We start from the raw sequence: 23417 nt of genomic DNA, 5'->3' as shown, positions 1-23417 counted from the left end.
GGCCGCGCCGGCGCTCGCGCAAAGACGAGCCGCATCGGCCAGCCGTTTGAGGGAGATGACGAATGAAGGCCTATCGACTGTTCCTGCTCGCCGGCACCGCCGCCGGCCTGTCCGTTGCGCCGCCGGCGCTGGCTGACGAAGCGGAAACGGCGGCGCGGACCGACGGCGAGATCATCGTCACCGCACAGCGCCGCGCCGAATCGCTGAACGACATCGGCATGGCCGTGCAGGCGGTCGACGCCGCGACGCTGGAAAGCCTGCGCGTCACCGACGTGCGCGACCTGACCGCGGTGGCGCCGAGCTTTACCGTGTCGCAAAGCTATCAGGGCGTGCCCACCTATACGCTGCGCGGCATCGGCTTCAACACGATCAACCTGTCTGCGACCTCGACCGTCGGCACCTATGTCGACGAGGTCGCCTATGCCTATCCGATCATGAACACCGGCCCGATCATGGACCTCGAGCGCGTCGAGGTGCTGAAGGGGCCGCAGGGCACGCTCTATGGCCGCAACACGACGGCCGGGCTGATCAACTTCATCACCGCCAAGCCGACCGATCATTTCGACGCGGGCGTCACCGCCGAACTCGGGAACTACCGGACCTATAATTTCGCGGGCCACGTCTCGGGGCCGCTCGGCGAAGGGGTTGCGGCGCGGATCGCGGTGCGCAGCGAGAACAGCGACAAGGGCTGGCAGGTCAGCAATTCGCGCCCCGGCGAACGGCTCGGCAAGGTCGACAAGCTGGGCATCCGGGGCTCGCTGGCGATCGACCCCGGCCCCGGCACCAGCATCGACCTGTCGGTGACCTGGTGGCAGAACAAGTCGGACACGGTCGCCGGGCAGGGCATCGGCTTCACCCCGGCGACCGACCCGGTGACGGGAACCAGCGCATCGCACCTCTTCAACGCGCCGGGGCTGGCGGATTATATCGCCGGCAATTTCCCGACCCGGGCGAGCCAGGCGGACTGGGCGCCCGAGGCGGGGCGATCGGCCGACGTCGGCCGCGGCGCCGGATTGCCCGGCGACCTGGCCGAAGACAATCGCTTCTGGGGCCTGAAACTGCGCGTCGATCAGGATGTCGCTGATGCGGTGAAATTCGTCAGCCTGACCAGCTACAATGATTTCCAGCGCAAGGCGCTGTCCGACTGGAGCGGCGCGCCCTATGAAATCCTGCTGCAGAAGGCCGACGGCCGCATCAAGAGCTTTGCGCAGGAAATTCATTTCGAAGGCGAGGCCGGCACGCTGAACTGGCTGGTCGGCGCCTATTACGGCCATGACAAGATCGTCGACAGCAACCGCACGATGCTCGGCGACAATGCGAACTCGCGCTTCATCCGCGCGGTGCCCTATATCCTCGTTCCCGGCGTCAACCTGCTCGACACGCCGTTCAATTCCGGCGGATACACCGCCGCCGACATGGCGACGGCCTTCCGCACCTATGAAGACATCGGCACGATGAACACCAGGACGTGGAGCATCTTCGGAAATGCCGACGCCGAGCTGACCGAGCAGCTCAAACTGACCGTCGGCCTTCGCTATACCGAGGACAAGCAGGACTATGTGGGCTGCTCGCGCGACTACAAGGGCAGCATGCTGCCGAACGTCAACATCGTGAACCGCTTCCTCTTCTCGGCGGGGGGCACGCTGCCCATCCCGGCGCCGATCGTGGAGGGGCAGTGCAACACCTTCGACGATGCGACCAACAGCTTCGGTCCGGTGGTGTCGACGCTGGACGAGAACAACCTCGCCTGGCGCGTCGTGCTCGACTGGTCGCCGAACGACGACACGCTGGTCTATGCGTCGGTATCCCGCGGCTACAAGTCGGGCACCTCGCCGGTCAACGCGGCGAGCAAGGCGCGGCAGAACGCGCCGGTGACGCAGGAAAAGCTGACGGCCTACGAATTGGGGCTGAAGGCGACGCTGGCCGACCGTCTGCTGCAGGCCAATTTCGCCGCCTTCTACTACGATTACAAGGACAAGCAGATCAGCACCTATTTCGCCGATCCGATCTACACCGCGTTGTCGCGCCTCGACAATGTGCCCAAATCGAGGGCCTATGGCTTCGAGGGCGAACTGACGCTGCGTCCCGCGCAGGGCGTGACGATCGCCGCCAACGGCCTGTGGCTGAAGACCCGCGTGATCGACTATGTCGGCACCAACGCCGCCGGCCAGCCGGAGAATTTCGACGGGGCGGAGTTTATCTACAGCCCGCGCTTCCAGGGCAGCATCGTCGCGGCCTACGATACGCCGGTGACCGACACGCTGAGCGCCAATGGCGCGGTCAGCCTGCGCTATCAGGGCAAGGCGAACACGATCTTCGAGGACGATCCGCTCTACAAGGTCGATTCCTATGCCGTCGTCAATGCCAGCCTCGGCCTGAAGTCGCAGGCCGGCTGGTCGCTGTCGCTGTGGTCGAAGAATCTGTTCAACAAATATTACTGGTCGGCGGTCGCCAGCAACGCCAATGTGGTCGTGCGCTTCGCTAACCAGCCGCGAACCTTCGGCCTGACGCTGGGGTATGATTTCTAGGAAAGTGTGAAGCGAGGGTCGTCGTCAGCCGCCATATTTGGCGGCGACGACGATGACCGCGAGCAGCGCGCCGACGACGATGCTGCGCCGGTCGCGCAGCGCGAAGGCGACGGGATCGCCGTCGACCTGGCCGCGCCCCGCCATCATCCAGATGCGGTTGAGCCAATAGAGCAGCGGGATGACGAGCAGCCACAGCAGTGCCGGATGCGCATATTCGCCGCCTTCGCCCTTTTCGGCGGCGAACAGCAGCAGGACGAGCAGCGACACCATGCCCGACGCGACGCCGCCCATCGCGACGAACATCTTGTCCGACGGCACATAGCCGCGTCCCGACAACAGCTGGTGCCGCTCGTTGCGGCTTTCGTCGAGCTCGACATAGCGCTTGAGATAGCCGAGGCTGAGGAAGAAGAAGATCGAGAAGATCAGCAGCCACATCGACGGGGCGACCGCGATCGCGGCGGCGCCGACGATCATGCGGATCGTGTAGAGCGAGGCGAGCGCGAGCACGTCGGCGATCATCGCCGACTTGAGCCGGAAGCTGTAGGCGAGCGTCAGCGCGAAATAGGCCGCGAGCGCGGCGAAGGTCGCGGGGCCGAGCAGAAACCAGCCGATGGCAAGGCCCAGGATCGCGGCCGCGCCGCTGATCGCGAGCGCCAGTGGAATGCCGAGATCGCCCGCCGCGAGGGGGCGCGAGCGCTTGCGTGTGTGACGCCGGTCGGCGTCGATGTCGAGCAGGTCGTTGAGCAGATAGACGCTCGACGCGATCACCGACAGGCTGACGAAGGCGAGCGCCGCCTGCCCCAGCGCGACGAAATCGAGAATATGGCCCGAGGTAGCGAGCGGCACGAAGACCAGCGCATTCTTCGCCCATTGATGCGGGCGGATCGCCTTCACCAGCGCGCGAAACGGGCTCCTGGGGGGCGGGCCGACGCGCTGCTCGTTCGCCGAGCGGGTCGGCACGCCCACCGTGTAGGCGTGCCGCGCCTCGCGCCAGATCGCGCGGTCGGCGGTCGAATCGCCGACATAGTCGAAGGGTGCGTCGCCGATCGCGGCGCGGATCGCGCGCAGCTTTCCGGCGCTCTTCAGGTTGCGGCGGCGGCTCGATCCCAGATAGCGGTCGAACAGTCCCAGATGGCGCGCGACGCGGCCGACATTGCGTCGGTGCGCGGCGCTGGCGAGGATGACCGGGCGGCCGTCGCGGCGCGCTTCGCCGATCAGGTCGACGACCTCGGCGCGCAGCGGCAACAGCGCCGGATCGACCGGATCGAGCCGGGCGAGGCGCGTCTTGAGTGCGGCGCGGCCCCACAGCAGCGCGAGCAGCAATTGCCAGAACAGCATCGGGCTGCGCCGCATCAGGCGCACGAGCGATTCGACTGCGACATCGGCGCGGGTCAGCGTCCGGTCGAGATCGACGATCAGGGCGACCTTGGCCGGCTCGGCGGGATCATGCGGCGGCATCGAGCGCCTCCTTCGGGCGGGCGCGCAGCCGGTCCCAGGCGATGCCCCAGCCGACGACCGCGAACAGCATCAGCGCGGGGATCGCCGGGTCGCGATAGCGGGTGATGACATAGGTGGTGGCGTGCAGCGCCCAGAAACCGGCGATCGCCGCCGCGACGATCCAGCGCTGCCGCGGTGTTCCTCCGCCGGCGAGCAGGCCGAACAGCGCAAAGCCGAGGATAAGCAGATATTGCGCGACCTCGACGAAGCGCGCCGTCGCCACCGCGCGCGACTGTGCGAAATCGGCGGCGTCGGGGACGTTCGGCGCCCAGAACAGCGCGAGCTTGGTGAGGCCGAGACTCGCGGTTCGCGCGGGATGCGCGCCGGCATAGGCGATGGCGCGCGCGCCGAGTTCGGCGCTCGCCCCGCGCTCGCCGAGCCGCTGGCGCATCTCCCCCCACTCGGGGCCTGCCGGGGTGTCCGCGATGCTGACGAAGGCGCCCGTCGCCGCGGGATTGTTGCCGAGATAGAGGTTGAAGCCGCCGTTGGTGTTGAGCGTCGGTGCGCCGACCATGGCCGTGGCGGCGGCGGCCCAGGGGATGAGCAGGGCCAGCGCGCCGGCCCCGACCAGCAGGCCGCGACGTATCCGCTGCTCCCCCGTCCACAGCAGCGCGAGCAGCGGCGCGACAATCAGCGGCAGTGCGGACCCCCCGGTCAGAATCGCCGCGCCATAGGCGACGCCCGCGAGCAGCGCGGTCTTGCTGCCGCCGCCGCGTAGCATCCGCCAAGACGCGAGCAGGACGAGCAGGAAGAGCGGCGTCGACAGATTCTCGCGCGCCAGCATCGCGCTGTTCCAGATGCCGGGGATCCACAGGGCATGAACCAGCAGGAGCAGGAGGATCAAGGGCGGCCGCATCGCGATTTCGCGCGCGAGCAGCACCAGCAGCGCCGCGCTCACCGCCGCTAGCGCCAGATTCGCGGCGATCGCGGTCCCGACGCTCGCGCCGAACAGCGCGAAGAAAGGAGTCAGCACCGCCGGATAGCCGATCGAATAGAAGGCGTGCTGCCCCCATTGATCGACCGGCCAATGCCCGCCCGCCATCGCTTCCGCCATGCGGAAATAGGCGAGACCGTCGTTGCCGAGCGGCTCGCCGATCGCGAACCAGGCGAGCAGGCGCACGCCGACCGTCGCGGCGATCAGCGTTGCGACCAGTCCGCGATAATGGGCTTCGATCCAGGCGGCGGCCGCCCCGATCATGAACCGCCAGCGCTCTGCGCGACGAGGACGCAGCCGAGCGCGATCAACAGCGTACCGGCGATGCGCGTGAGCGACAGATGTTCGTGAAAGGCCATCGCACCGATCAGCATCGTGAAGATGAAACCCAGCCCCACGAAGGGATAGGCGACGCTCAGCGGCAGGCGCGCGAGGACGAACAGCCACAGCACCGCGCCGAGGCCATAGAGCGCGAAGCCCGCGATCAGATAGGGCGAACTGGCATAGGCCAGCATGGTTTCGGACAGGGTCCGCGTGGCTCGTGCGCCCTGCACCCCCAGCTTGAGCAGCATCTGGGCGAGCGCCGACATGCCGACGCTGGTCAGGATGAGCAGCAGCAGCGGAGGGGAGAGGGTGGCATTCATCGCGCCCCTCTAGCCCGCGAGCTGTAAAATTACCCTTAAATCGCGGTAATCCATGACGATGTGCGACGGGGCGATGGCGCGTGTTCCTGTATCGTCACCCCGGATCAAGTCGGCAATTATACCTTTTCGCCAAGTCACCGTTCCCCGGCGAAAGCCGGGGTCCATGCGAAGCAGCGCTGTGCCATCTGGCCCCCGGCTTTCGCCGGGGAGCAGCTCCTGACTTGCCTGAAGGCTATATATGCCGATCAAGTCCGGGTGACGAGGAAGCCGAAATATGCCGTTTGAATGTTCTTGTGTCCCCGCGCAGGCGGGGACCCCGAGCGTTCATATGCCGACGCGGGCTTTTCGCCGCTCTGGACTCCCGCCTTCGCGGGAGTATCGAGGTTCATTTAGAGCGTGACATCGAATGATCGTCATTGCGAGCGGCGAAGCCGCGCGGCAATCCAGAGCGTGCGCAGACCGCCCTGGATGGCTTCGCTCCGCTCGCAATGACGAAGCGGGTCTATCCAAAATCACCATGCTCTGAAAACGAATGCGATCTAGTTCCGCCCGGCGGTCAGCCCGCGCGCGATGACCTGCGCCTGAATCTCGGCCGCACCCTCGAAGATATTGAGGATGCGCGCGTCGCACAGCACGCGGCTGATCTCATATTCGAGCGCGTAGCCGTTGCCGCCGTGGATTTGCAGCGCCGCGTCGGCGTTCGACCAGGCGGCGCGCGCGCCGAGCAGCTTTGCCATTCCCGCCTCGATGTCGCAGCGCTTGCCCGAGTCCTTGGCGCGTGCGGCGGCGTAGCTCAACTCGCGCGCGGCGACGAAATCGACGAGGCTCATCGCCAGCTTGTCGGCGACGCGCGGAAAATGGACGATCGCCCTGCCGAACTGCTTGCGGGCGAGCGCATAGGCGAGCCCGAGTTCGAGCGCGCGTCGCGCCACCCCGACCGCGCGCGCCGCGGTCTGGATGCGCGCGCCCTCGAAGGTGCGCATGAGCTGCTTGAAGCCTTGCCCTTCCTCGCCGCCGAGCAGCGCGTCGGCGGGGGCCTGCATCGCGTCGAACTGCAGCGCATATTCACGCATCCCGCGATAGCCGAGCACCTCGATCTCGCTGCCGCTCATCCCTTCGGCCGGAAAGGGATCGGCCTCGGTCCCGCGCGGCTTGGGAACCAGCAGCATCGACAGGCCCGCATAGCCCTTGGCGTCGGGAACGGTGCGCGCGAGCAGCGTCATCAGGTCCGAGCGCGCGGCGTGGGTGATCCAGTTTTTCGCGCCGTCGATCACCCAGCCGTCGCCGACCCGCCGCGCGCGCGTCTGGAGCGCGCCGAGGTCGGAGCCGGTGTCGGGTTCGGTGAACACCGCCGTCGGCAGTATCTCGCCGCTGGCGATCTTCGGCAGCCATTCGGCCTTTTGCGCGTCGGTGCCGCCCATCGCGATCAGTTCGCCCGCGATCTCCGACCGCGTGCCGAGCGACCCCGCGCCGATCCAGCCGCGCGACAGCTCCTCGGTGATGATGCACATGACGAGCTTGCCGAGGCCGAGGCCGCCGAATTCTTCCGCTATGCAAACGCCAAAGGTGCCGAGGTCTGCCATCGCCTGAACCGTGGCGTCGGGGATCAGGGCGTTGGCGAGGTGCCAGCCATGCGCGTGGGGGATGATCTCCGTTTCGGTAAAGCGGCGATACTGGTCGCGGATCGCGTCGAGGTCGGCGTCGTGCAGCGTCTCGCTCGGCCAGTGACCCTCGGCGAGCGCGGCAGCGACAGCGGCGCGCATTGCGGCATGGTCGGCGTCGAGCAGATCGGCGCAGGCATCGGCGAGCGTCCGGGCGGCCGCGCCGATTCCGAGGTCGGCCGGGCGGAAGATTTCATTCTGCCCCATCGGCAGCCCGCCGGCGAGCTGGCCGATGCTTTCGGCGAAGGCCAGCGTCGCGACCTGCGCGTCGAGCGGGTTGTCGCCCCTTCCGGCCTCGAGCCAGTCGAGCACGGCTTCCAGCGCGGCGACCGTCGTCGCGACCCATGCGAAGCCGTGCGCTGCGCGCTGCTCGGCGTCGATCGGGTTTGCCGCCAGCCGTGCGGCCAGCGCCCCTTGCGCCGTCGCGCGATAGGCTTGCGCCGCCGCCAGAGCCGGGCGGAGCTCCATGGTCAGGCCGCGCGCTCGAAGATCGCAGCGATGCCCTGGCCGCCGCCGATGCACATCGTCTCCAGCCCGTAACGGCCGTCGCGGCGCACCAGTTCGCGCGTCAGATTGGCGAGGATGCGCCCGCCGGTCGCGCCGATCGGGTGGCCGAGCGAGATGCCCGATCCGTTGACGTTGAGTATCTCGTTGCGGCTGTCGTCGTCGGACCAGCCCCAGCCCTTGAGCACCGCGAGCACCTGCGGCGCGAAGGCTTCGTTGAGTTCGACGAGGTCGATGTCGTCCCAGCCGAGCCCATTGCGCGCGAACAGCCGCTCGACCGCGGGCACCGGTCCGATGCCCATGCGGCTCGGGTCGCATCCCGCCGCCGCCCAGCTATGGAACCAGGCAATGGGTTCGAGGCCGAGTTCGTCCAGCTTGTCTTCGGCGACGACGAGGCATGCGGCGGCGGCATCATTCTGCTGGCTGGCGTTGCCCGCGGTGACGACGCCGCCTTCCAGCGCGCGCAGCTTGCCCAGCGTCTCCATGCTCGCGTCGGCGCGATAGCCTTCGTCGTGCGCGAAGACGACCGGGTCGCCCTTCTTCTGCGGCACGCTGACCGGGACGAGTTCGTCGTCGAACAGACCCTTGTCCCACGCCGCCGCGGCGCGCTGGTGGCTGCGCACGGCGTAGGCGTCGGCCTGCTCGCGGGTGATGTTGTAATCCTTTGCCAGATTCTCGGCGGTCTCGATCATTCCGGTGATGACGCCGAAGCGCTCGACCGGCTGCGACATCACGCGCCCGCGCGTCAGCCGGTCGTGCAGCGTCAGATTGCCCGCGCGTACGCCCTTGCGAATGTCGGTCGTGTAATGCTCGACGTTCGACATCGATTCGACGCCGCCCGCGACGACGATGTCGGACATGCCCGTCTGCACCATCATCGCGGCGTTGACGACCGCCTGCAGGCCCGAGCCGCAGCGGCGGTCGAGCTGATAGCCCGGCACTTCGAGCGGCAGGCCCGCGGCAAGCCACGACCAATGCCCGATGCTCGGCGCCTCGCCATTGCCATAGCCCTGCGAAAAGACGACATCGTCGACGCGTGCGGGGTCGATCTTCGTGCGGTCGATCAGCGCCTTCAGGATGACGGCGCCCAGCTCTCCGGCGGTAACCGACGACAGACTGCCGCCGAACTTGCCGACGGCGGTGCGGATCGGGGCGACGATGGCGGCGCGGCGCAGGGTCATGTCATTCTCCGGTATGTTTCTGGTATTGAATTGGATCGTCACCCCGGATCAAGTCCGGGGTGACGGAAGAAAGGGATATCTCAACCAATGCCGACAATCCTGGCGTCGATTAGCCGGGCGATCTCGCCCGACGACAGCGACAGGCGGGCGGCCAGCACCTCTTCCGAATGCTCGCCGTTGCGCGGGGCGGGGCGGGGCGGCTGGCGGTCGGCCTGCGGGATGGTCGCGAAGGCGCCCGCGGCGGGATAGGCGAAGCCGCTCGGATTGGCCGCGTCCGCGAAGATCGGGTTGTCCGCCACCAGCGCCGGGTCGTTCGCGGCGTCGAGCATCGTGCGATAGGGCGAATGGACGATCCCGCCCGCGTCGAAGGCGGCGGCGAGGTCGGCGTGGTCGCGGCGCGCGATCGCCCGCTCGAACAGCGGATAGAGCGCGTCGCGGTGCGTGAAGCGCAGCCCGTCATCCTTCGCGAAGGACACGCCGCGCACCGCCTCGACCGCCGCGACGGCATCGCCGAGGTCGAGCGCCGCGATCAGATTCGCCCATTGGCGCGGCGTGACGACGACGATCATCGTCCGCTGCCCGTCGCGTGTCGTGAAATCGCGGCCAAACAGGCCATAGACGGCGTTGCCCAGCCGCGGCCGGTTCGCTCCGCTATAGAGCACCTCGGCGATGCCGCCCATGTTGGCGACGGTGCCGATCGCGACGTCGGACAGCGGCAGGCGCACCTCGCCGCCGTCGCCGGTTGCGGCGCGCCGCTGGACCGCGGCGAGCAGCGCGAAGGCGGCATAGGCGCCCGTGAGCAGGTCCCACGCGGGCAGGACATGGTTGACCGGCTCCGGCCCCGCACCGGTGAGCATCGGATAGCCGACGCTGTTGTTCACCGTATAGTCGAGCGCGGGCGACCCGTCGGCCCAGCCCATCACACGGATGGTGATGAGGTCGGGACGCCCTTCGGCCAGCAGGTCGTGCGACAGGAAGCCCTTGACCGGGAAATTGGTGACGAACTGCCCCGTCGCGCGCACCAGCGCCTGCAGCAGTTCGCGCCCCTCGGGCCGGCCGAGGTCGAGCGCGACCGACTTCTTCGCGCGATTGAGATTTTCCCAATAGAGCGAATCGTTGTTTTCCGTGACCGGCCAGCGCCGGAAATCGGGACCGCCGCCGATCTGGTCGACGCGGATCACCTCGGCCCCGAACTGGGCGAGATACAGGCCCGCGGTGGGCGAGGCGACGAAGGACGACGCCTCGATGACGGAGAGGCCGGGGAGGAGGTTATACATGGGCCGCTCCCTCCGGGGCCTCGATCGTGGCGGGCTTATCCATTCGCATGGAACTCGCGCAGCATATGCTTGGCGATCTGAAGCTGAAGGATCTGCGTCGTCCCTTCGTAGATGCGATAGATGCGCGCGTCGCGGAAGAAGCGCTCGGCGTCATATTCGGCCAGATAGCCCGCCCCGCCATAGACCTGGACGCAGGCGTCGACGACGCGGCCGCACATCTCGCTGGCAAAGACCTTGAACGCCGCGGCCTTGCGCAGGACATTCTCGCCCGCGTCGGCGCGGCGGGTGACGTCCTCCATCATGCATTCGGCGGCATAGATGTCGATCTCGCTCTGCGCGAGCATCTGCTGGATGAGCTGGAAGTTCGCGATCGGCTCGCCGAACGCCTTGCGCTCGGTCGCATAGCGGACCGCGCTGTCGAGCGCGCGGCGGGCATAGGCGGTGGCGGCGGCGCCGACCGACATGCGGCCGTTGTCGAGGCTCATCATCGCATAGGCAAAGCCCTTGCCGAGTTCGCCGCCAAGCAGCGCCTCGCCGCCGACGCGGACGTCGTCCATCACGATGTCGGCGATATGGCTGCCCGCCTGGCCCATCTTCTTGTCCGACTTGCCGATCGACACGCCCGGCGCGTCCATCGGCACGATGAAGGCGGAGACATGGGCGTTCTTGGGCAGATTCTCCTTGCTCGTCCGCGCCATGATCAGCCCGACCGTCGCAAAGGGCGAATTCGTGATGTACCGCTTGGTGCCATTCAGCACCCAGCCGTTGTCGGTCTGCGCAGCGCTGGTCTGGAGCCCCGCCGAGTCCGATCCCGATCCCGGTTCGGTCAGGCCGAAGCAGGCGATTTCGCCCGATGCGACGCGCGGCAGCCATTCGGCCTTCTGCGCGTCGGTCCCGCCATTCTTGAGCGCCGAGGTGAACATGCCGATGTTGATCGAGATGATCGAACGGAACGCCGGCATCGCATAGGACAGCGTATGGATGGTGCGGATATACTGGCTGACATTCATCCCCGCACCGCCGAACTCCTCGGGGATGGTCAGGCCGAACAACCCCATGTCGCGCATTTCGGATAGGATGTCGTCGGGGATGCAGTCGGTCTCGATGATCTCCCTCTCGGCGGGGAGAAGGCGCTCGCGGACATAGCGGTCGAGCTGTTCGATGAACTGTTCGAAGACGTCGGCGTCCATTCCGAGGTTCTGCATCCCTTCGGTCCCTTCTTGTCGCCCGCGTTTGCGGAAAAGTCCTGATCGATCCTTGTCCGCCCACCGCGCGATGGCAATGATTTTTCGCACCTCGGCGCCGCGCGTTGCGGGCCGAATCGCTTCGAGCGTGGGCTAGGATGTTCCTCGGCATTTTTCAATAAATGGAATTTGCTTTTCATCATCAGGAAAAATATGAAGGAGGGATGAGCCAGCCGGTCCGGTCCGTCGCACAAGCCTTTGCCATCCTGCGGCTGCTCGCCGATGGCGATGGCCTGACGCTGTCGGAGATCGGGCGCGCGCTCGACCTCAGCCCGTCGAGCTGTTTCAACCTGCTGAACACGCTGGTGGCCGAAGGGGCCATCGTGCGCGGCGCCGGCGGCAAGCGCTATCGGCTGGCGGGGCCATGGGACGGTTTCGAGGGATTGCGCGACCGGGCGGGACGCTCGTTGATCGATCGCGCGCGGCCGCTGATGGCAAGATTGGCGCAGCAGGGCGACGCCGCGGTCGGGCTGTGGAAAATGGCCTCGCGCGAGCGGCTGCAACTCGTCGCGCACGCCGAAAGCGACGCCGTCATGCGGCTGCGGTTCGCCGATGCGCAGCGCCAGCCGCTCGGCGGCGGCGCGGCGGGCCGGGCGCTGGCGGCGGCGCAGCGCGTCGACGATACCGAACTCGCGCGCCGCTATGCGCCCGTGCGCTGGCAGGCCGATCTGCCGTTCGATGTCTATGCCGCGCAGGTGCGCGAGGCGGCGGCGCGGGGCTATGCGATCGACCGCGGTTTCGCGCATCGCGGGATATGGACGGTCGCGGTCGGCATCGCCGACGTGGCGCCCGGCTTCTGCCTGTCGGCCTCGATCGTTGCGGGGTCACACGGGGAGGCGGAGGTCGCGCAGCTCGCCGCCGCGCTTGGGCAGCTTCGCGCGCGGCTCGTCGCCGATCAATAGCTCCGCGGCAGGCCGAGGACATGCTCGGCGAGGAAGGAGAGGATCAGGTTGGTCGAGATCGGCGCGACCTGATAGAGGCGCGTCTCGCGGAACTTGCGCTCGACGTCATATTCCTCGGCGAAACCGAAGCCGCCGTGCGTCTGGATGCAGACATTGCCCGCCTCGCTCGACGCATCGGCGGCGAGCATCTTCGCCATGTTCGCCTCGGCGCCGTTCGGCTGTCCGGCTTCGTAGAGCCGGGCCGCTTCGTGCACCATCAGTTCGGCCGCGCGCATGTTGGCATAGGCACGCGCGATCGGGAAGGCGATGCCCTGATTCTGGCCGATGGCGCGGCCGAAGACGTGGCGTTCGTTCGCATAATCGGCCGATTTCTTCGTGAACCATTTGGCGTCGCCGACGCATTCGGCGGCGATCAGCACGCGCTCGGCATTCATGCCCGACAGGATGTAGCGAAAGCCTTTCCCCTCTTCTCCCAGCAGGTTGGCCGCCGGGATGCGCATGTTGTCGAAGAAAATCTCGGTCGTCGCATGGTTCATCATCGTGCGGATCGGCCGGATCGTCAGCGAACCGTCGGCGAGCGCCGCCTTCATGTCGACGATGAAGGTCGAAAGGCCGTCGGTTTTCTTCGCGGCCCGGTCGCGGGGCGTGGTGCGTGCGAGCAGCAGCATCAGGTCGCTGTGCTCGGCGCGGCTGGTCCAAATCTTCTGGCCGTTGACGACATAATCGTCGCCCCCGTCCTTCGACGGGGCAGGCTCACGGACCGCCACGGTGCGCAGGGCGGTGGTGTCGGTGCCGCTCGTCGGCTCGGTGACGCCGAAGGCCTGCAGGCGCAGTTCGCCGGTCGCGATCTTCGGCAGATAGGTACGCTTCTGCTCTTCGGAGCCGTGGCGCAGGATCGTCCCCATCGTATACATCTGCGCGTGGCAGGCGCCGCCGTTGCAGCCTTCGGCCTGAATCGTCTCGAGGATCGCGACCGCCGCCGACAGGCCCAGTCCCGATCCGCCATATTCCTCCGGGATCAGGACCGACAGATAGCCCGCGTCGGTCAGCGCCTTGACGAACGCCGTCGGATATTCGCGCTTCGCATCGAGTTCGCGCCAATATTCGCCCGGAAACTCGGCGCACAGGCGGCGCACGCCCTCGCGGATTTCGGGAAAATGCTCGGCATCATAGGGGCTGAAGTGCATGATCGGTCCTATCGCTGGGTCAGGTCGCGGCGGTGCCGCTCATGATCTGTCGGCCGTCGCCGGCAAAGGCGCCCAGCTCGATCGCGTCGCCGCCGCCGCGCAGCACGAGGTGCAGCGGCTCGCCGCAGATCGCCGGCGACAGGCCGCGAAAGGCGAAGCGGGTCAGGGCATTGTCGCCGAACTGGCGCTGCGCGAGGTCGAGGAGCAAAGTCGCGGTGAGCGGGCCGTGGACGACCAGCCCGCGATAACGCTCCGCATCGCGCGCATAGGGCAGATCGTAATGGATGCGGTGGCTGTTGAAGGTCAGCGCAGAATAGCGGAAAAGCAGCGGCTCGTTCGGGGTCATCGGGCGATGGGCATCCCATGCTGCCGGGTCGAAGCCCGCCGCGCAGGGCGCGGGCGGGGACAGCGGCGCATCGGGGGACGCCGCTTCGCGAAACACGATCGATTGCGTCTCGCGCAGCGCGAGCGTATTGCCGGCGTGCGTCCGATGTTCGATCGTGACGAACAGCAGCTTGCCCGATCCGCCCTGCTTTTCGGCGATCGCGGCGATGCGCGAGCGGCGCGCAATCGTCTCTCCGACGCGCAGCGGGCGCAGGAATTCGACCTCGCTCGACGCCCACATGCGGCGCGGCAGCGGCGCGGGCGGCATGAAGCTGTCTTCGCTCTCGTCGCGTCGCGGATGGCCGTCATTGCCGAGCTGCGCGGTCGGCGCATCGGGCAGGCCGAGGCACCAGTGGAACCCCTGCGGCACCGCGCCGTCGGACGTCGGCCCGCGGTCGAGCGTCGCGAGCCACCGCGCCAGCGCCGACGCGTCGACCCGGTCGCGCCGTTCTTCCTCGCGCCCGATCCAGCCCTGCCATTCGCTCATGCGGCGCCTCCGTCAGACCGGGTCATAGGGAAAGACATGCGCCGACACCTCGTCGGCGCGCGCGAAGGCGGGACGAAAGGCGGGGATCAGTTCGTCGGCGATCGTTTCCGCCGTCCAGCCATCGAGCTTCACCATCGAGCGCACCGGGCGCGGCTTCGAAAACAGGAGGATCTCGTTCTTGCGCACGCTGAAGATCTGATTGGTGACATCGCGCGACAGATCGGAGGCAAGGTAGGCGACGAGCGGGGCAATCTTGTCCGCCGACATTTCCTGCATCCGCCGGACGCGCTCCTGCTGCTCGGGGGTTTCGGCGGGGATCGACGATGTCATCCGGCTCCACGCGAAGGGCGCGATGCAGTTCGACCGTACGCCGACGCGCGCCATGTCGAGCGCGATCGACTGCGACAGCGCGACGACGCCCAGCTTCGCCGCCGAATAATTGGCCTGGCCGATGTTGCCGATCAGGCCGCTGGTCGAGGTGAAATGGATGAAGCTGCCCGACTGCTGCTCGCGAAAATGGGGCGTCGCGGCCTTCGAAACGTTGAAGACGCCGGTCAGGTTGACGTCGATGACGCTTTTCCAGTCCTCATAGCTCATCTTGTGCCAGATGGTGTCGCGCAGGATGCCGGCATTGTTCACGACCGCGTCGATGCGGCCGAAGCGCGCGACGGCATCCTCGACGATGCTCGCGGCCTCCTTCGGGTCGGCAACGTTGCCGAAATTGGCCGCCGCCTTGCCGCCCGACGCTATGATATCGTTGGCGGTGGTTTCGGCCGGGGCGGCGTCGCCGCCGTCGCCCGCCTGCGCGACTCCGGGGTCGTTGACGACGACGGCCGCGCCCTGCGCCGCGCAGTGCAGCGCCAGCTCGCGGCCGATCCCGCGCCCCGCGCCGGTGATCGCGACGACTTTCCCTTCGAGGCATCCGCTCACTTCGTCTCTCCCCGTGAATCCGCGTTGCGCCGCTTGATAGCGATTTTCGGCGCCGGGACCAGAGCGCGTGATCGCGCCGCGCGCGAAGGGCGATCAAGGATATCGCAAGACTTGTCGCCTAGGAACTGGCGCCAATCGGTTACGGGAATGCAGCCCAGGAGCGTCAGGACCATGGTTTCCAGCGATTCCCGTTCTTCGCTTCGATTGCGATGGGCGCTCGCCGCGCTTCTGCCGCTTCTGCTGCTGCTTCACGGCGTCGAAGCGATGAGCCTGCACGGGCATGTCGGCAGCGATTACCGGATTTTCTACGACAGCGTGCGGCGGCTGCTCGCCGATCCCGCGACCCTGTATGCGCCCGACGCGCGGGAGAGCCTGCAGGGCTATCTGTATCCGCCGCCCGCCGCCCTGCTGTTCCTGCCGCTGCTCCTCGGGTCGGTCGAACAGGGCTTTGCGATCGCCAGCGCCGTGATCGTCGGATGCGGCGTGCTGTCCTGCCTGATGTGGCTGAGCCTGACGCGCGAGGCGCTGGGCCTGCGGCGCGATTGGCTCGCGGCGCTCGTGATCGTGGCGCTGGCCACCTCGACCGGCGCGATGCTCGCCGTTCGGCAGGGACAGGTCGGCACGATCATCCTGTTCCTGTGCGTCGCGGCGGTCTGGCTCGACAGCCGCGGCTGGCCGAAGCTGGCCGGCGCGCTGATCGCCGCCGGCTGCTGGATCAAGATTTATCCGGTTCTGATGCTGTTCTGGCTTTTCTGCCGGCCGCAGTGGCGCCCGATGCTGACCGGGTTCGTCATCGCCGCCGTCGGCATTCCGCTCGTGGCGCTCGTCAAGGTGCCGCCCGCCCTCTATCTGGACTATTTCCAGACCCAGCTTCCTGCCATGTCGGGCCGCGCGATCGTCCATATCGACAACCAGTCGATCGCCGCCATCGTCACGCGGCTCGATCTTCCGCTCGAAGTCTATTCTCTGTCCTACCAGACCGCGCCGCTGCCGGGCTGGCTGCGCGGCGGTGTCGTCCTGGCGATGCTGGGGGCGATGACGGCGATCATGCTGCGGGTGCGGAGAACCGGCGCGCCGGCCCTGACCGTCGCGAGCTGGGCGCCCGCCATCGCCTGCCTCGTCGCGCCGCTGGGGTGGGGACACACCTATGTCCTGCTGTTTCCGCTGTTCGTCCAGCTCTGCCGCGTGTCGCTCGCCCGCATCGAGGCCGGCGAGGGGTGGGGCGAAGCCGTCGCGATCGGGCTCTGCTATCTGGCGCTGCTCCCGCCGGGCTATCACCGGCTGGCGATCGCAGAGATGCTGCCCGGCTGGGCGGCGCAGCTCTTCTACGCGCGCTATGCGGTCGCCGCGCTCGTGCTGCTGGCGATCAGCTGGCGCCAGCTGGGCCGGGAGGGCAAGGCCGCGCGTCCGGCCTGACGCACCCGACCGTTAAACGGCGACCGACGCCGGCGCGCCGACCGGAATCGCCGGCATCGCGCCGCCCGAATCCTCCAGTTCCACCGCCGCGATCGCCGCCGTCTCGCCCAGCTTGGCGGCGAGGATCGCCGCCTGCTGCGCGGCAAGGTTCGCCACCGCCACCTCGATCCGCATCCAGCCGCGATCGAGCGAGGCCGACAGGCTGGTCGGCACGATCGCGCGCTGCGCGAAGAAACCGGCGACGCGCGGCAGCGACTGCGGGTCGGCGAGCGCCTCGATCCGAAAGCGGTGCATTCAGGCCGCCGCCCGCCGCTGCGCGTCGGCGATCACCTCTTCGGCCATTTCGTCGGCGACGAGCGCGGGCGAACGCGCCTCGCGCGCCGCGCGTTCGAGCAGCGCCGCGACGCGCGGGGCGATGGCGGCGACGCGTTCGGCGACCTCGGCCGGGCCTTCGCCCAGATATTCGGCCGACACGCTGATGATCCCGCCCGCATTGGCGACATAGTCGGGAACATAGGCGACGCCGCGTTCGTGCAGCAGGTCCGCGACATCGGGCGTCGCCAGCTGATTGTTCGCGGCGCCGCACACCAGCCGCGCCTTGAGCGCCGCGACCGTGTCGCGGGCCAGCGCGCCGCCGAGCGCGCAGGGCGCGAAGACGTCGGCCTCGACCGTCGCGATCTCGTCGACCCCGACCACTTGCGCATCGAGGATCGCGCGCAGCCGGTCGCGCCGCACCGGGTCGGGATCGGCGATGACCAGCTTCGCGCCCGCATCGGCCAGGTGGCGACAGAGCTCGGCGCCGACATGGCCGGTGCCCTGCACCGCGACGGTCAGCCCGGCCAGGTCGCGCCCCAGCGCGAAGCCCGCCGCCGCCTGCATCGATTCGAACACGCCGCGCGCGGTCCATGGCGACGGATCGCCACCGGCGCGTCCCTTCGCGGGCGGCAGCCCCGCGACATGGCGCGTCACGCCCGCGATCTCCTGCATGTCGGCGACCGTGGTCCCGACATCCTCGGCGGTGACATAGAGCCCGCCCAGTCCCTCGACCACGCGGCCGAAGGCGCGGAACAGCGCCGCGCGGTCGTAATCGCCCGCGGGTTTCCGTAGCACCGCCTTGGCGCCGCCGAAGGGCAGATCGGCGAGCGCATTCTTGTAGCTCATCCCCTCGGCGAGGCGCAGCGCGTCGGCGAGTGCGCTGTCGGCGTCGGGATAGCTCCAGAAGCGGCAGCCTCCGGCACCCGGCCCGAGCGCGGTCGAATGGATGGCGATCACGCCGTCGAGCTGCGCTTCGGCATCGTACAGGCGAACGCATTCGACCGGGGGCGTCAGGCGGGCAGGGCGGGCAACCATCATCTTGCTCCTCGAAATGATGCCCGATCATCGCATCCGCGAGGCGAACAATCTTGCTCGCTTTTCAAGGGCGCTGGTACGATTATGGGATATTATTGCCGGATAAATCTGTTTATGAGGAATAAATGACCGACCTTGACCCATTCGAGATAAAAATCCTCCGCGAATTGCAGCGCGATGCCAACCAGACGACGGCCGAGATCGCCGAGCGCGTCGGGCTGTCGGTGTCGCCCTGCTGGCGCCGCATCGACCGGCTCGAACGCGACGGCTTCATCCGCAAGCGCGTCGCGATCGTCGACCGGCGCCGGGTCGGGCTCAACGCGCATGTTTTCGCGCAGGTGAAGCTCAACGCGCACGGCCGCGCCAACCTCGACGAATTCAGCGCGGCGATCCGGTCCTTTCCGGAAGTGCTCGACGCCTATGTGCTGATGGGGTCGATGGACTTCATGCTGCGCGTCGTCGCGAAGGACATCGACGCCTATGAGCGCTTCTTCTTCGACCAGCTCAGCAAGCTGCCGGGGGTGCAGGAAATCAACTCGACCGTCGCGCTATCGGAAATCAAGTCGACGACCGAATTGCCGCTCGGCTGACCCGCCCGCGTCTCAGCCGATGGTTTGCGCCAGTTCGCGGTTCAGCCACAGCGCGACGAGCGTGCCGATCGCACCCGACAACAGATAGGCGCCCGCCGCGATCAGGCCGAATACGCTCGACAGCCACAGCGCGACCAGCGGCGCGAAGCCGGCGCCGAACAGCCAGGCGAGGTCGGAGGTGAAGGCCGATCCGGTATAGCGGTGGCGCTGGTCGAAGTTCGACGACAGCGCGCCCGAAGACTGGCCGAAAGCCAGCCCGAGGAGCAGGAAGCCGAGGATCATGAACACCGCCTCGCCCATCTCTCCGGCGCCCAGCAGTTGCGGTGCGAAGCCGCTGAACGCCGCGATCGCGGCGGCGGTGACGCCCAGCACGGTGCGCCGCCCGACCCGGTCGGCGAGATAGCCCGAGGCGATGATCGCGAACACGCCGACCACCGCCGCGATCGCCTCGATCGCCAGGAAGCGCGCGGGCGTTTCCTCGGTGAACAGGAACACCCACGACAGCGGAAACACCGTCACCATGTGAAAGAGCGCGAAGCTGCACAGCGGCGCGAAAGCGCCCACCGCGATCACCTTCCATTCGGACCGCAGCGTCTCGGTCAGCGGCGCGGGTTCGAGTTCCTTGTCCTCGAACAGCGCGGCATATTCGGGGGTGACGACGATGCGCAGCCGCGCGAACAGCGCCACGACGTTGATCGCGAAGGCGACGAAGAAGGGATAACGCCAGCCCCAGTCGAGGAAATCCTGCGCGGGCAGCGCCGCGATCAGGAACATGAACAGCAGGCTGGCAACGATCAGGCCGAGCGGCGCGCCGAGCTGCGGGATCATCGCGTACCAGCCGCGCTTGCCCTCCGGCGCGTTGATCGCGAGCAGCGAGGCGAGCCCGTCCCACGATCCGCCGAGCGCGACACCCTGACCCATGCGGAACAGCGCGAGCAGCAGCGCCGACCCGATGCCGATCGTTGCGTAACCGGGCAGGAAGGCGATCGCGGCGGTCGATCCGCCGAGCAGGAACAGCGCGTTGGTCAGCTTGGCGCCGCGGCCATAGGTGCGGTCGATCCAGGTGAAGAGGACGGTCCCGACCGGCCGCGCGAAAAAGGCGAGCGAGAAGATCGCGAACGACCACAGCGTGCCGTCGACCGGGTCGAGATGCGGAAAGACCAGCTTCGGGAACACCAGCACCGACGCGATCGCGTAGACGAAAAAGTCGAAAAACTCCGACGTCCGGCCTATGATCACTCCGATGGCGATTTCGCCGGGAGAGATGCGATGGCCAACATCGTAAAGCGCGCGCGCATCGCGTTCGGCCTGGGTGGTGGAAGGCGCGTTTTCGGCAGACATGGCAGACGTCCTGCTTCTGGGCGTCGCTGGCGCGGCGCGAGTCGATCATAGGGCAAAAGCGCCCGTTATGAAATCGCCCCTGCGCGATCGTCGCCGCTCGCGGGATTGGACAAAATGTCCTATGGGCTGTGCAACAAAGGAGGCCTAGGCGCGCGTCATGCCCAGTCATCTCCCTCGTTCGGCCGCGTGGAAGCGGTTGCTGCCGCTCGCCGCGCTGCCCCTGCTCGCCGGATGCGGCCTGGTCGTGCTCGATCCGGCCGGCGACGTCGCGAAACAGCAGGGCGACCTGATCCTGATCTCGACCGGGCTGATGCTGCTGATCATCGTTCCGGTGATGTTGCTGACCATCTTCTTCGCGTGGCGCTATCGCGCTAGCAACAAGGAAGCGACCTACAAGCCCGATTGGGACCATTCGACCCAGCTCGAACTGGTGATCTGGTCGGCGCCGCTGCTGATCATCATCTGCCTCGGCGCGATCACCTGGGTCGCGACGCACCTGCTCGATCCCTATCGTCCGCTCGCGCGCACCGGGCCGGGACAGGCGGTGGCGGCAGAGGTGCAGCCGCTCGACGTCCAGGTCGTCGCGCTCGACTGGAAATGGCTGTTCATCTATCCCGAACAGGGCGTCGCGACGGTCAACGAACTCGCGGTGCCCGCGCATCGCCCGCTGCGGTTTCGCATCTCGGCCTCTTCGGTGATGAACAGCTTCTATGTCCCGGCGCTCGCGGGGCAGATCTATGCGATGCCGGGAATGGAGACCAAGCTGCACGGAGTCTTCAACGAAACCGGCAATTTCACCGGCTTTTCGGCCAATTACTCGGGCGCCGGCTTTTCCAACATGCGCTTCGCGGTGAAAAGCCTGCCGCCCGCGGCCTTCGACCGGTGGGTGGCGCAGACCAAGGCTTCGGAGGGCGGGACGCTCGACCGGCTGACCTATCTGCGGCTCGAACGGCCGAGCGAAAAGGAACCGGTGCGCCGGTTCGCCGCGGTCGAGACGCAGCTTTTCGACGCGGTGGTCAACATGTGCGTCGAACCCGGCAAGATGTGCATGCACGACATGATGTCGATCGACGCGAAGGGCGGGGCGGGGATCGCCGGCATCCACAACGTCCGCGACATTGCCTATGACAAGTTCGCCGCGCGCGGCAGCACCGACATCGCGCGCTGGAGCCTGCGCTATGTCGCGGCGCTGTGCAGTTCGCCGCTGATGCGCGGCGAGCGGCCCGATGCCACGCCGGTGAATCCCGAACGGCTGAAGGGCGAGGGGCTGCCCGTTCCCGGCGACGGTCCGGGGCGCACCGCGCTCAATGCTCCCGCCACCCGCCCGATGTCCTGACCGAGATCGCCATGACCCCCTCTTCCCCTCCCGCCACCGATCCGATCTTCGGCCGCCTGTCGCTCGACGCGATTCCGCTGCACGAACCGATCCTGATCTTCACTTTTCTCGGCGTCGCCGTCGGCGGCCTCGTGCTGCTCGGGCTCATCACCCGCTATCGCCTCTGGGGCTATCTGTGGACCGAGTGGTTCACGACCGTCGATCACAAGCGGATCGGGATCATGTACATGATCCTGGGCCTGATCATGTTCCTGCGCGGCTTCGCCGATGCGGTGATGATGCGGCTTCAGCAGGCGATGGCCTTCGGTGGGTCGGAGGGCTATCTGCCCGCGCACCATTACGACCAGATCTTCACCGCGCACGGCGTGATCATGATCTTCTTCGTCGCGATGCCCTTCATCACCGGGCTGATGAACTATATCGTCCCGCTCCAGATCGGCGCGCGCGACGTCTCCTTTCCCTTCCTCAACAATTTCAGCTTCTGGATGACGACCGCGGGCGCGGTATTGTGCATGGTCTCGCTGTTCATCGGCGAGTTCGCGCAGACCGGCTGGCTCGCCTATCCGCCGCTGTCGGGGCTGGCCTACAGTCCCAACGTCGGGGTCGATTATTATATCTGGTCGCTCCAGATCGCCGGGGTCGGGACGACCCTGTCGGGGATCAACCTGATCGTCACCATCCTGAAGCTGCGCGCGCCGGGGATGCGGATGATGAAGATGCCGATCTTCACCTGGACCAGCCTGTGCACGAACATCCTGATCGTCGCGACCTTTCCGGTGCTGACCGCGACGCTCGCGCTGCTCAGCCTCGACCGCTATGTCGGCACCAATTTCTTCACCAACGATTTCGGCGGCTCGCCGATGATGTACGTGAACCTGATCTGGATCTGGGGTCACCCGGAGGTCTATATCCTGATCCTGCCGCTGTTCGGCGTCTATTCCGAAGTCACCGCGACCTTCTCTGGCAAGAAGCTCTTCGGCTACACGTCGATGGTCTATGCGACGGTGTGCATCACAATCCTGTCGTACCTCGTCTGGCTGCACCATTTCTTCACCATGGGGTCGGGCGCCAGCGTCAACAGCTTCTTCGGCATCACGACGATGGTGATCTCGATCCCGACGGGGGCAAAGCTGTTCAACTGGCTGTTCACCATGTATCGCGGCCGCATCCGCTTCGAACTGCCGATGATGTGGACGGTCGCCTTCATGCTGACCTTCGTGATCGGCGGCATGACCGGGGTGCTGCTCGCGGTGCCGCCCGCCGACTTCGTGCTGCACAACTCGCTGTTCCTGATCGCGCATTTCCATAACGTCATCATCGGCGGCGTCGTGTTCGGCGTGTTCGCGGCGATCAACTACTGGTGGCCCAAGGCGCTCGGCTTCAAGCTCGACGTGTTCTGGGGCAAGGTCAGCTTCTGGTGCTGGGTCGTCGGTTTCTGGGTCGCCTTCATGCCGCTCTATATCCTCGGCCTGATGGGGGTTACGCGGCGGATGCGCGTATTCGACGACCCGAGCCTGCAGATCTGGTTCGTCGTCGCCGGGGTGGGCGCCGCGCTGATCGCGATGGGGATCGTCGCGATGCTGATCCAGTTCGGGGTCAGCATCTGGCGGCGCCACGATCTGCGCGACGAAAGCGGCGACCCATGGGACGGCCGCACGCTCGAATGGGCGACGAGCTCACCGCCGCCCGACTATAATTTCGCCTTCACGCCGCTGATCCACGACCTCGATGCGTGGCACGACATGAAGCGGCGCGGGCATCAGCGGCCGGTCGCGGGCTTCCGGGCGATCCACATGCCGGGCAACACCGGCGCCGGGATCATCCTGGCGGCGATCAGCCTGGTGATGGGCTTCGCGCTGGTCTGGCACATCTGGTGGCTTGTGGGGCTGAGCTTCGCCGGGCTGATCGGCGGTGCGATCGCCCATAGTTTCAACTACAAGCGCGACTTCGACATCCCCGCCGCGACCGTGGCCGAGGTGGAAGAGGCGCGTACCCGTCAGCTCGCGGCGGCCGGAGCCTGATCG

Annotated in this window: 19 protein-coding genes; 6 read left to right on the top strand and 13 right to left on the bottom strand. The window is 67.2% G+C overall.

Annotated elements, in window-relative coordinates; genetic code table 11:
* The first annotated feature begins 62 nt into the window (after positions 1–62).
* Entirely contained in the window at positions 63–2528 is a 2466-nt protein-coding gene (locus ABS88_RS12155; protein ID WP_076076178.1) for a TonB-dependent receptor, read from the top strand.
* 24 nt (positions 2529–2552) lie between these two features.
* Here the strand turns inward: ABS88_RS12155 and ABS88_RS12150 are convergent, their stop codons facing one another.
* The 7 genes from ABS88_RS12150 to ABS88_RS12120 all read right to left on the bottom strand — a co-directional run bounded on the left by ABS88_RS12150 (position 2553) and on the right by ABS88_RS12120 (position 11431).
* On the bottom strand, positions 2553–3986 hold the full coding sequence (locus ABS88_RS12150; protein WP_067108857.1) for a UbiA family prenyltransferase: 1434 nt from the start codon (positions 3984–3986) through the stop codon (positions 2553–2555).
* Positions 3973–5223, bottom strand: a complete 1251-nt coding sequence (locus tag ABS88_RS12145) for a hypothetical protein (RefSeq protein ID WP_076076175.1) — start codon at positions 5221–5223, stop codon at positions 3973–3975. Before ABS88_RS12145 ends, ABS88_RS12150 begins: the two co-directional genes overlap by 14 nt.
* Positions 5220–5603 carry a DMT family transporter gene (locus ABS88_RS12140; RefSeq protein ID WP_076076173.1) on the bottom strand — a complete coding sequence of 128 codons (384 nt, stop codon included), beginning with the start codon at positions 5601–5603 and terminating at the stop codon, positions 5220–5222. Before ABS88_RS12140 ends, ABS88_RS12145 begins: the two co-directional genes overlap by 4 nt.
* Before the next feature lie 539 nt (positions 5604–6142).
* Entirely contained in the window at positions 6143–7732 is a 1590-nt protein-coding gene (locus tag ABS88_RS12135) for an acyl-CoA dehydrogenase family protein (protein WP_286749876.1), read from the bottom strand.
* Between the two features lie 2 nt (positions 7733–7734).
* Positions 7735–8949 (bottom strand): acetyl-CoA C-acetyltransferase, encoded by a 1215-nt coding sequence (locus ABS88_RS12130; protein ID WP_104959770.1) that lies wholly within the window; start codon positions 8947–8949, stop codon positions 7735–7737.
* Between the two features lie 80 nt (positions 8950–9029).
* Positions 9030–10226, bottom strand: coding sequence for a CoA transferase (locus tag ABS88_RS12125; protein WP_104959769.1), 1197 nt, complete (start codon positions 10224–10226; stop codon positions 9030–9032).
* Between the two features lie 35 nt (positions 10227–10261).
* Entirely contained in the window at positions 10262–11431 is a 1170-nt protein-coding gene (locus ABS88_RS12120) for an acyl-CoA dehydrogenase family protein (protein ID WP_076076162.1), read from the bottom strand.
* Positions 11432–11634: 203 nt separating this feature from the next.
* On the opposite strand from ABS88_RS12120, the gene ABS88_RS12115 reads away from it, so the two are divergent.
* Positions 11635–12372, top strand: coding sequence for a helix-turn-helix domain-containing protein (locus ABS88_RS12115; protein WP_076077998.1), 738 nt, complete (start codon positions 11635–11637; stop codon positions 12370–12372).
* Here ABS88_RS12115 and ABS88_RS12110 read toward each other — a convergent pair.
* From ABS88_RS12110 to ABS88_RS12100, 3 genes are read right to left on the bottom strand one after another with little or no spacing between them, the layout of a single operon-like run.
* On the bottom strand, positions 12366–13559 hold the full coding sequence (locus ABS88_RS12110) for an acyl-CoA dehydrogenase family protein (RefSeq protein WP_076076159.1): 1194 nt from the start codon (positions 13557–13559) through the stop codon (positions 12366–12368). The genes ABS88_RS12115 and ABS88_RS12110 overlap by 7 nt on opposite strands.
* Before the next feature lie 19 nt (positions 13560–13578).
* Positions 13579–14430: an HTD2 family dehydratase gene (locus tag ABS88_RS12105; RefSeq protein WP_076076156.1), complete on the bottom strand. Its 852-nt coding sequence runs from the start codon at positions 14428–14430 to the stop codon at positions 13579–13581.
* A 12-nt stretch (positions 14431–14442) separates the two neighbouring features.
* Complete coding sequence (locus ABS88_RS12100; RefSeq protein WP_076076154.1) at positions 14443–15360, bottom strand: SDR family NAD(P)-dependent oxidoreductase; 918 nt, start codon at positions 15358–15360, stop codon at positions 14443–14445.
* 171 nt (positions 15361–15531) lie between these two features.
* On the opposite strand from ABS88_RS12100, the gene ABS88_RS12095 reads away from it, so the two are divergent.
* Positions 15532–16776 carry a glycosyltransferase family 87 protein gene (locus ABS88_RS12095; RefSeq protein WP_158682253.1) on the top strand — a complete coding sequence of 415 codons (1245 nt, stop codon included), beginning with the start codon at positions 15532–15534 and terminating at the stop codon, positions 16774–16776.
* Between the two features lie 12 nt (positions 16777–16788).
* Here the strand turns inward: ABS88_RS12095 and ABS88_RS12090 are convergent, their stop codons facing one another.
* Positions 16789–17070, bottom strand: a complete 282-nt coding sequence (locus tag ABS88_RS12090; RefSeq protein ID WP_067107624.1) for an ACT-like domain-containing protein — start codon at positions 17068–17070, stop codon at positions 16789–16791.
* Entirely contained in the window at positions 17071–18126 is a 1056-nt protein-coding gene (locus tag ABS88_RS12085; protein ID WP_076077995.1) for a Leu/Phe/Val dehydrogenase, read from the bottom strand.
* 125 nt (positions 18127–18251) lie between these two features.
* Here ABS88_RS12085 and ABS88_RS12080 point away from each other — a divergent pair, with 125 nt between their 5' ends.
* Complete coding sequence (locus ABS88_RS12080; RefSeq protein WP_067107621.1) at positions 18252–18716, top strand: Lrp/AsnC family transcriptional regulator; 465 nt, start codon at positions 18252–18254, stop codon at positions 18714–18716.
* Positions 18717–18728: 12 nt separating this feature from the next.
* Here ABS88_RS12080 and ABS88_RS12075 read toward each other — a convergent pair whose 3' ends face one another.
* A complete protein-coding gene (locus ABS88_RS12075) occupies positions 18729–20057 on the bottom strand; it encodes an MFS transporter (RefSeq protein ID WP_076076145.1) in 1329 nt (442 codons plus the stop codon).
* Positions 20058–20214: 157 nt separating this feature from the next.
* Between ABS88_RS12075 and cyoA the strand changes: the two genes are divergently transcribed.
* Together cyoA and cyoB are read left to right on the top strand one after the other, a co-directional pair.
* Positions 20215–21393, top strand: a complete 1179-nt coding sequence (cyoA, locus tag ABS88_RS12070; protein ID WP_286749873.1) for a ubiquinol oxidase subunit II — start codon at positions 20215–20217, stop codon at positions 21391–21393.
* Positions 21394–21404: 11 nt separating this feature from the next.
* Positions 21405–23414 carry a cytochrome o ubiquinol oxidase subunit I gene (gene cyoB / locus ABS88_RS12065; RefSeq protein WP_076076140.1) on the top strand — a complete coding sequence of 670 codons (2010 nt, stop codon included), beginning with the start codon at positions 21405–21407 and terminating at the stop codon, positions 23412–23414.
* Positions 23415–23417 lie beyond the last annotated feature (3 nt).

Source organism: Sphingopyxis sp. SCN 67-31, assembly GCF_001725095.1.
This window is presented reverse-complemented; position numbering and strand designations above follow the sequence as displayed.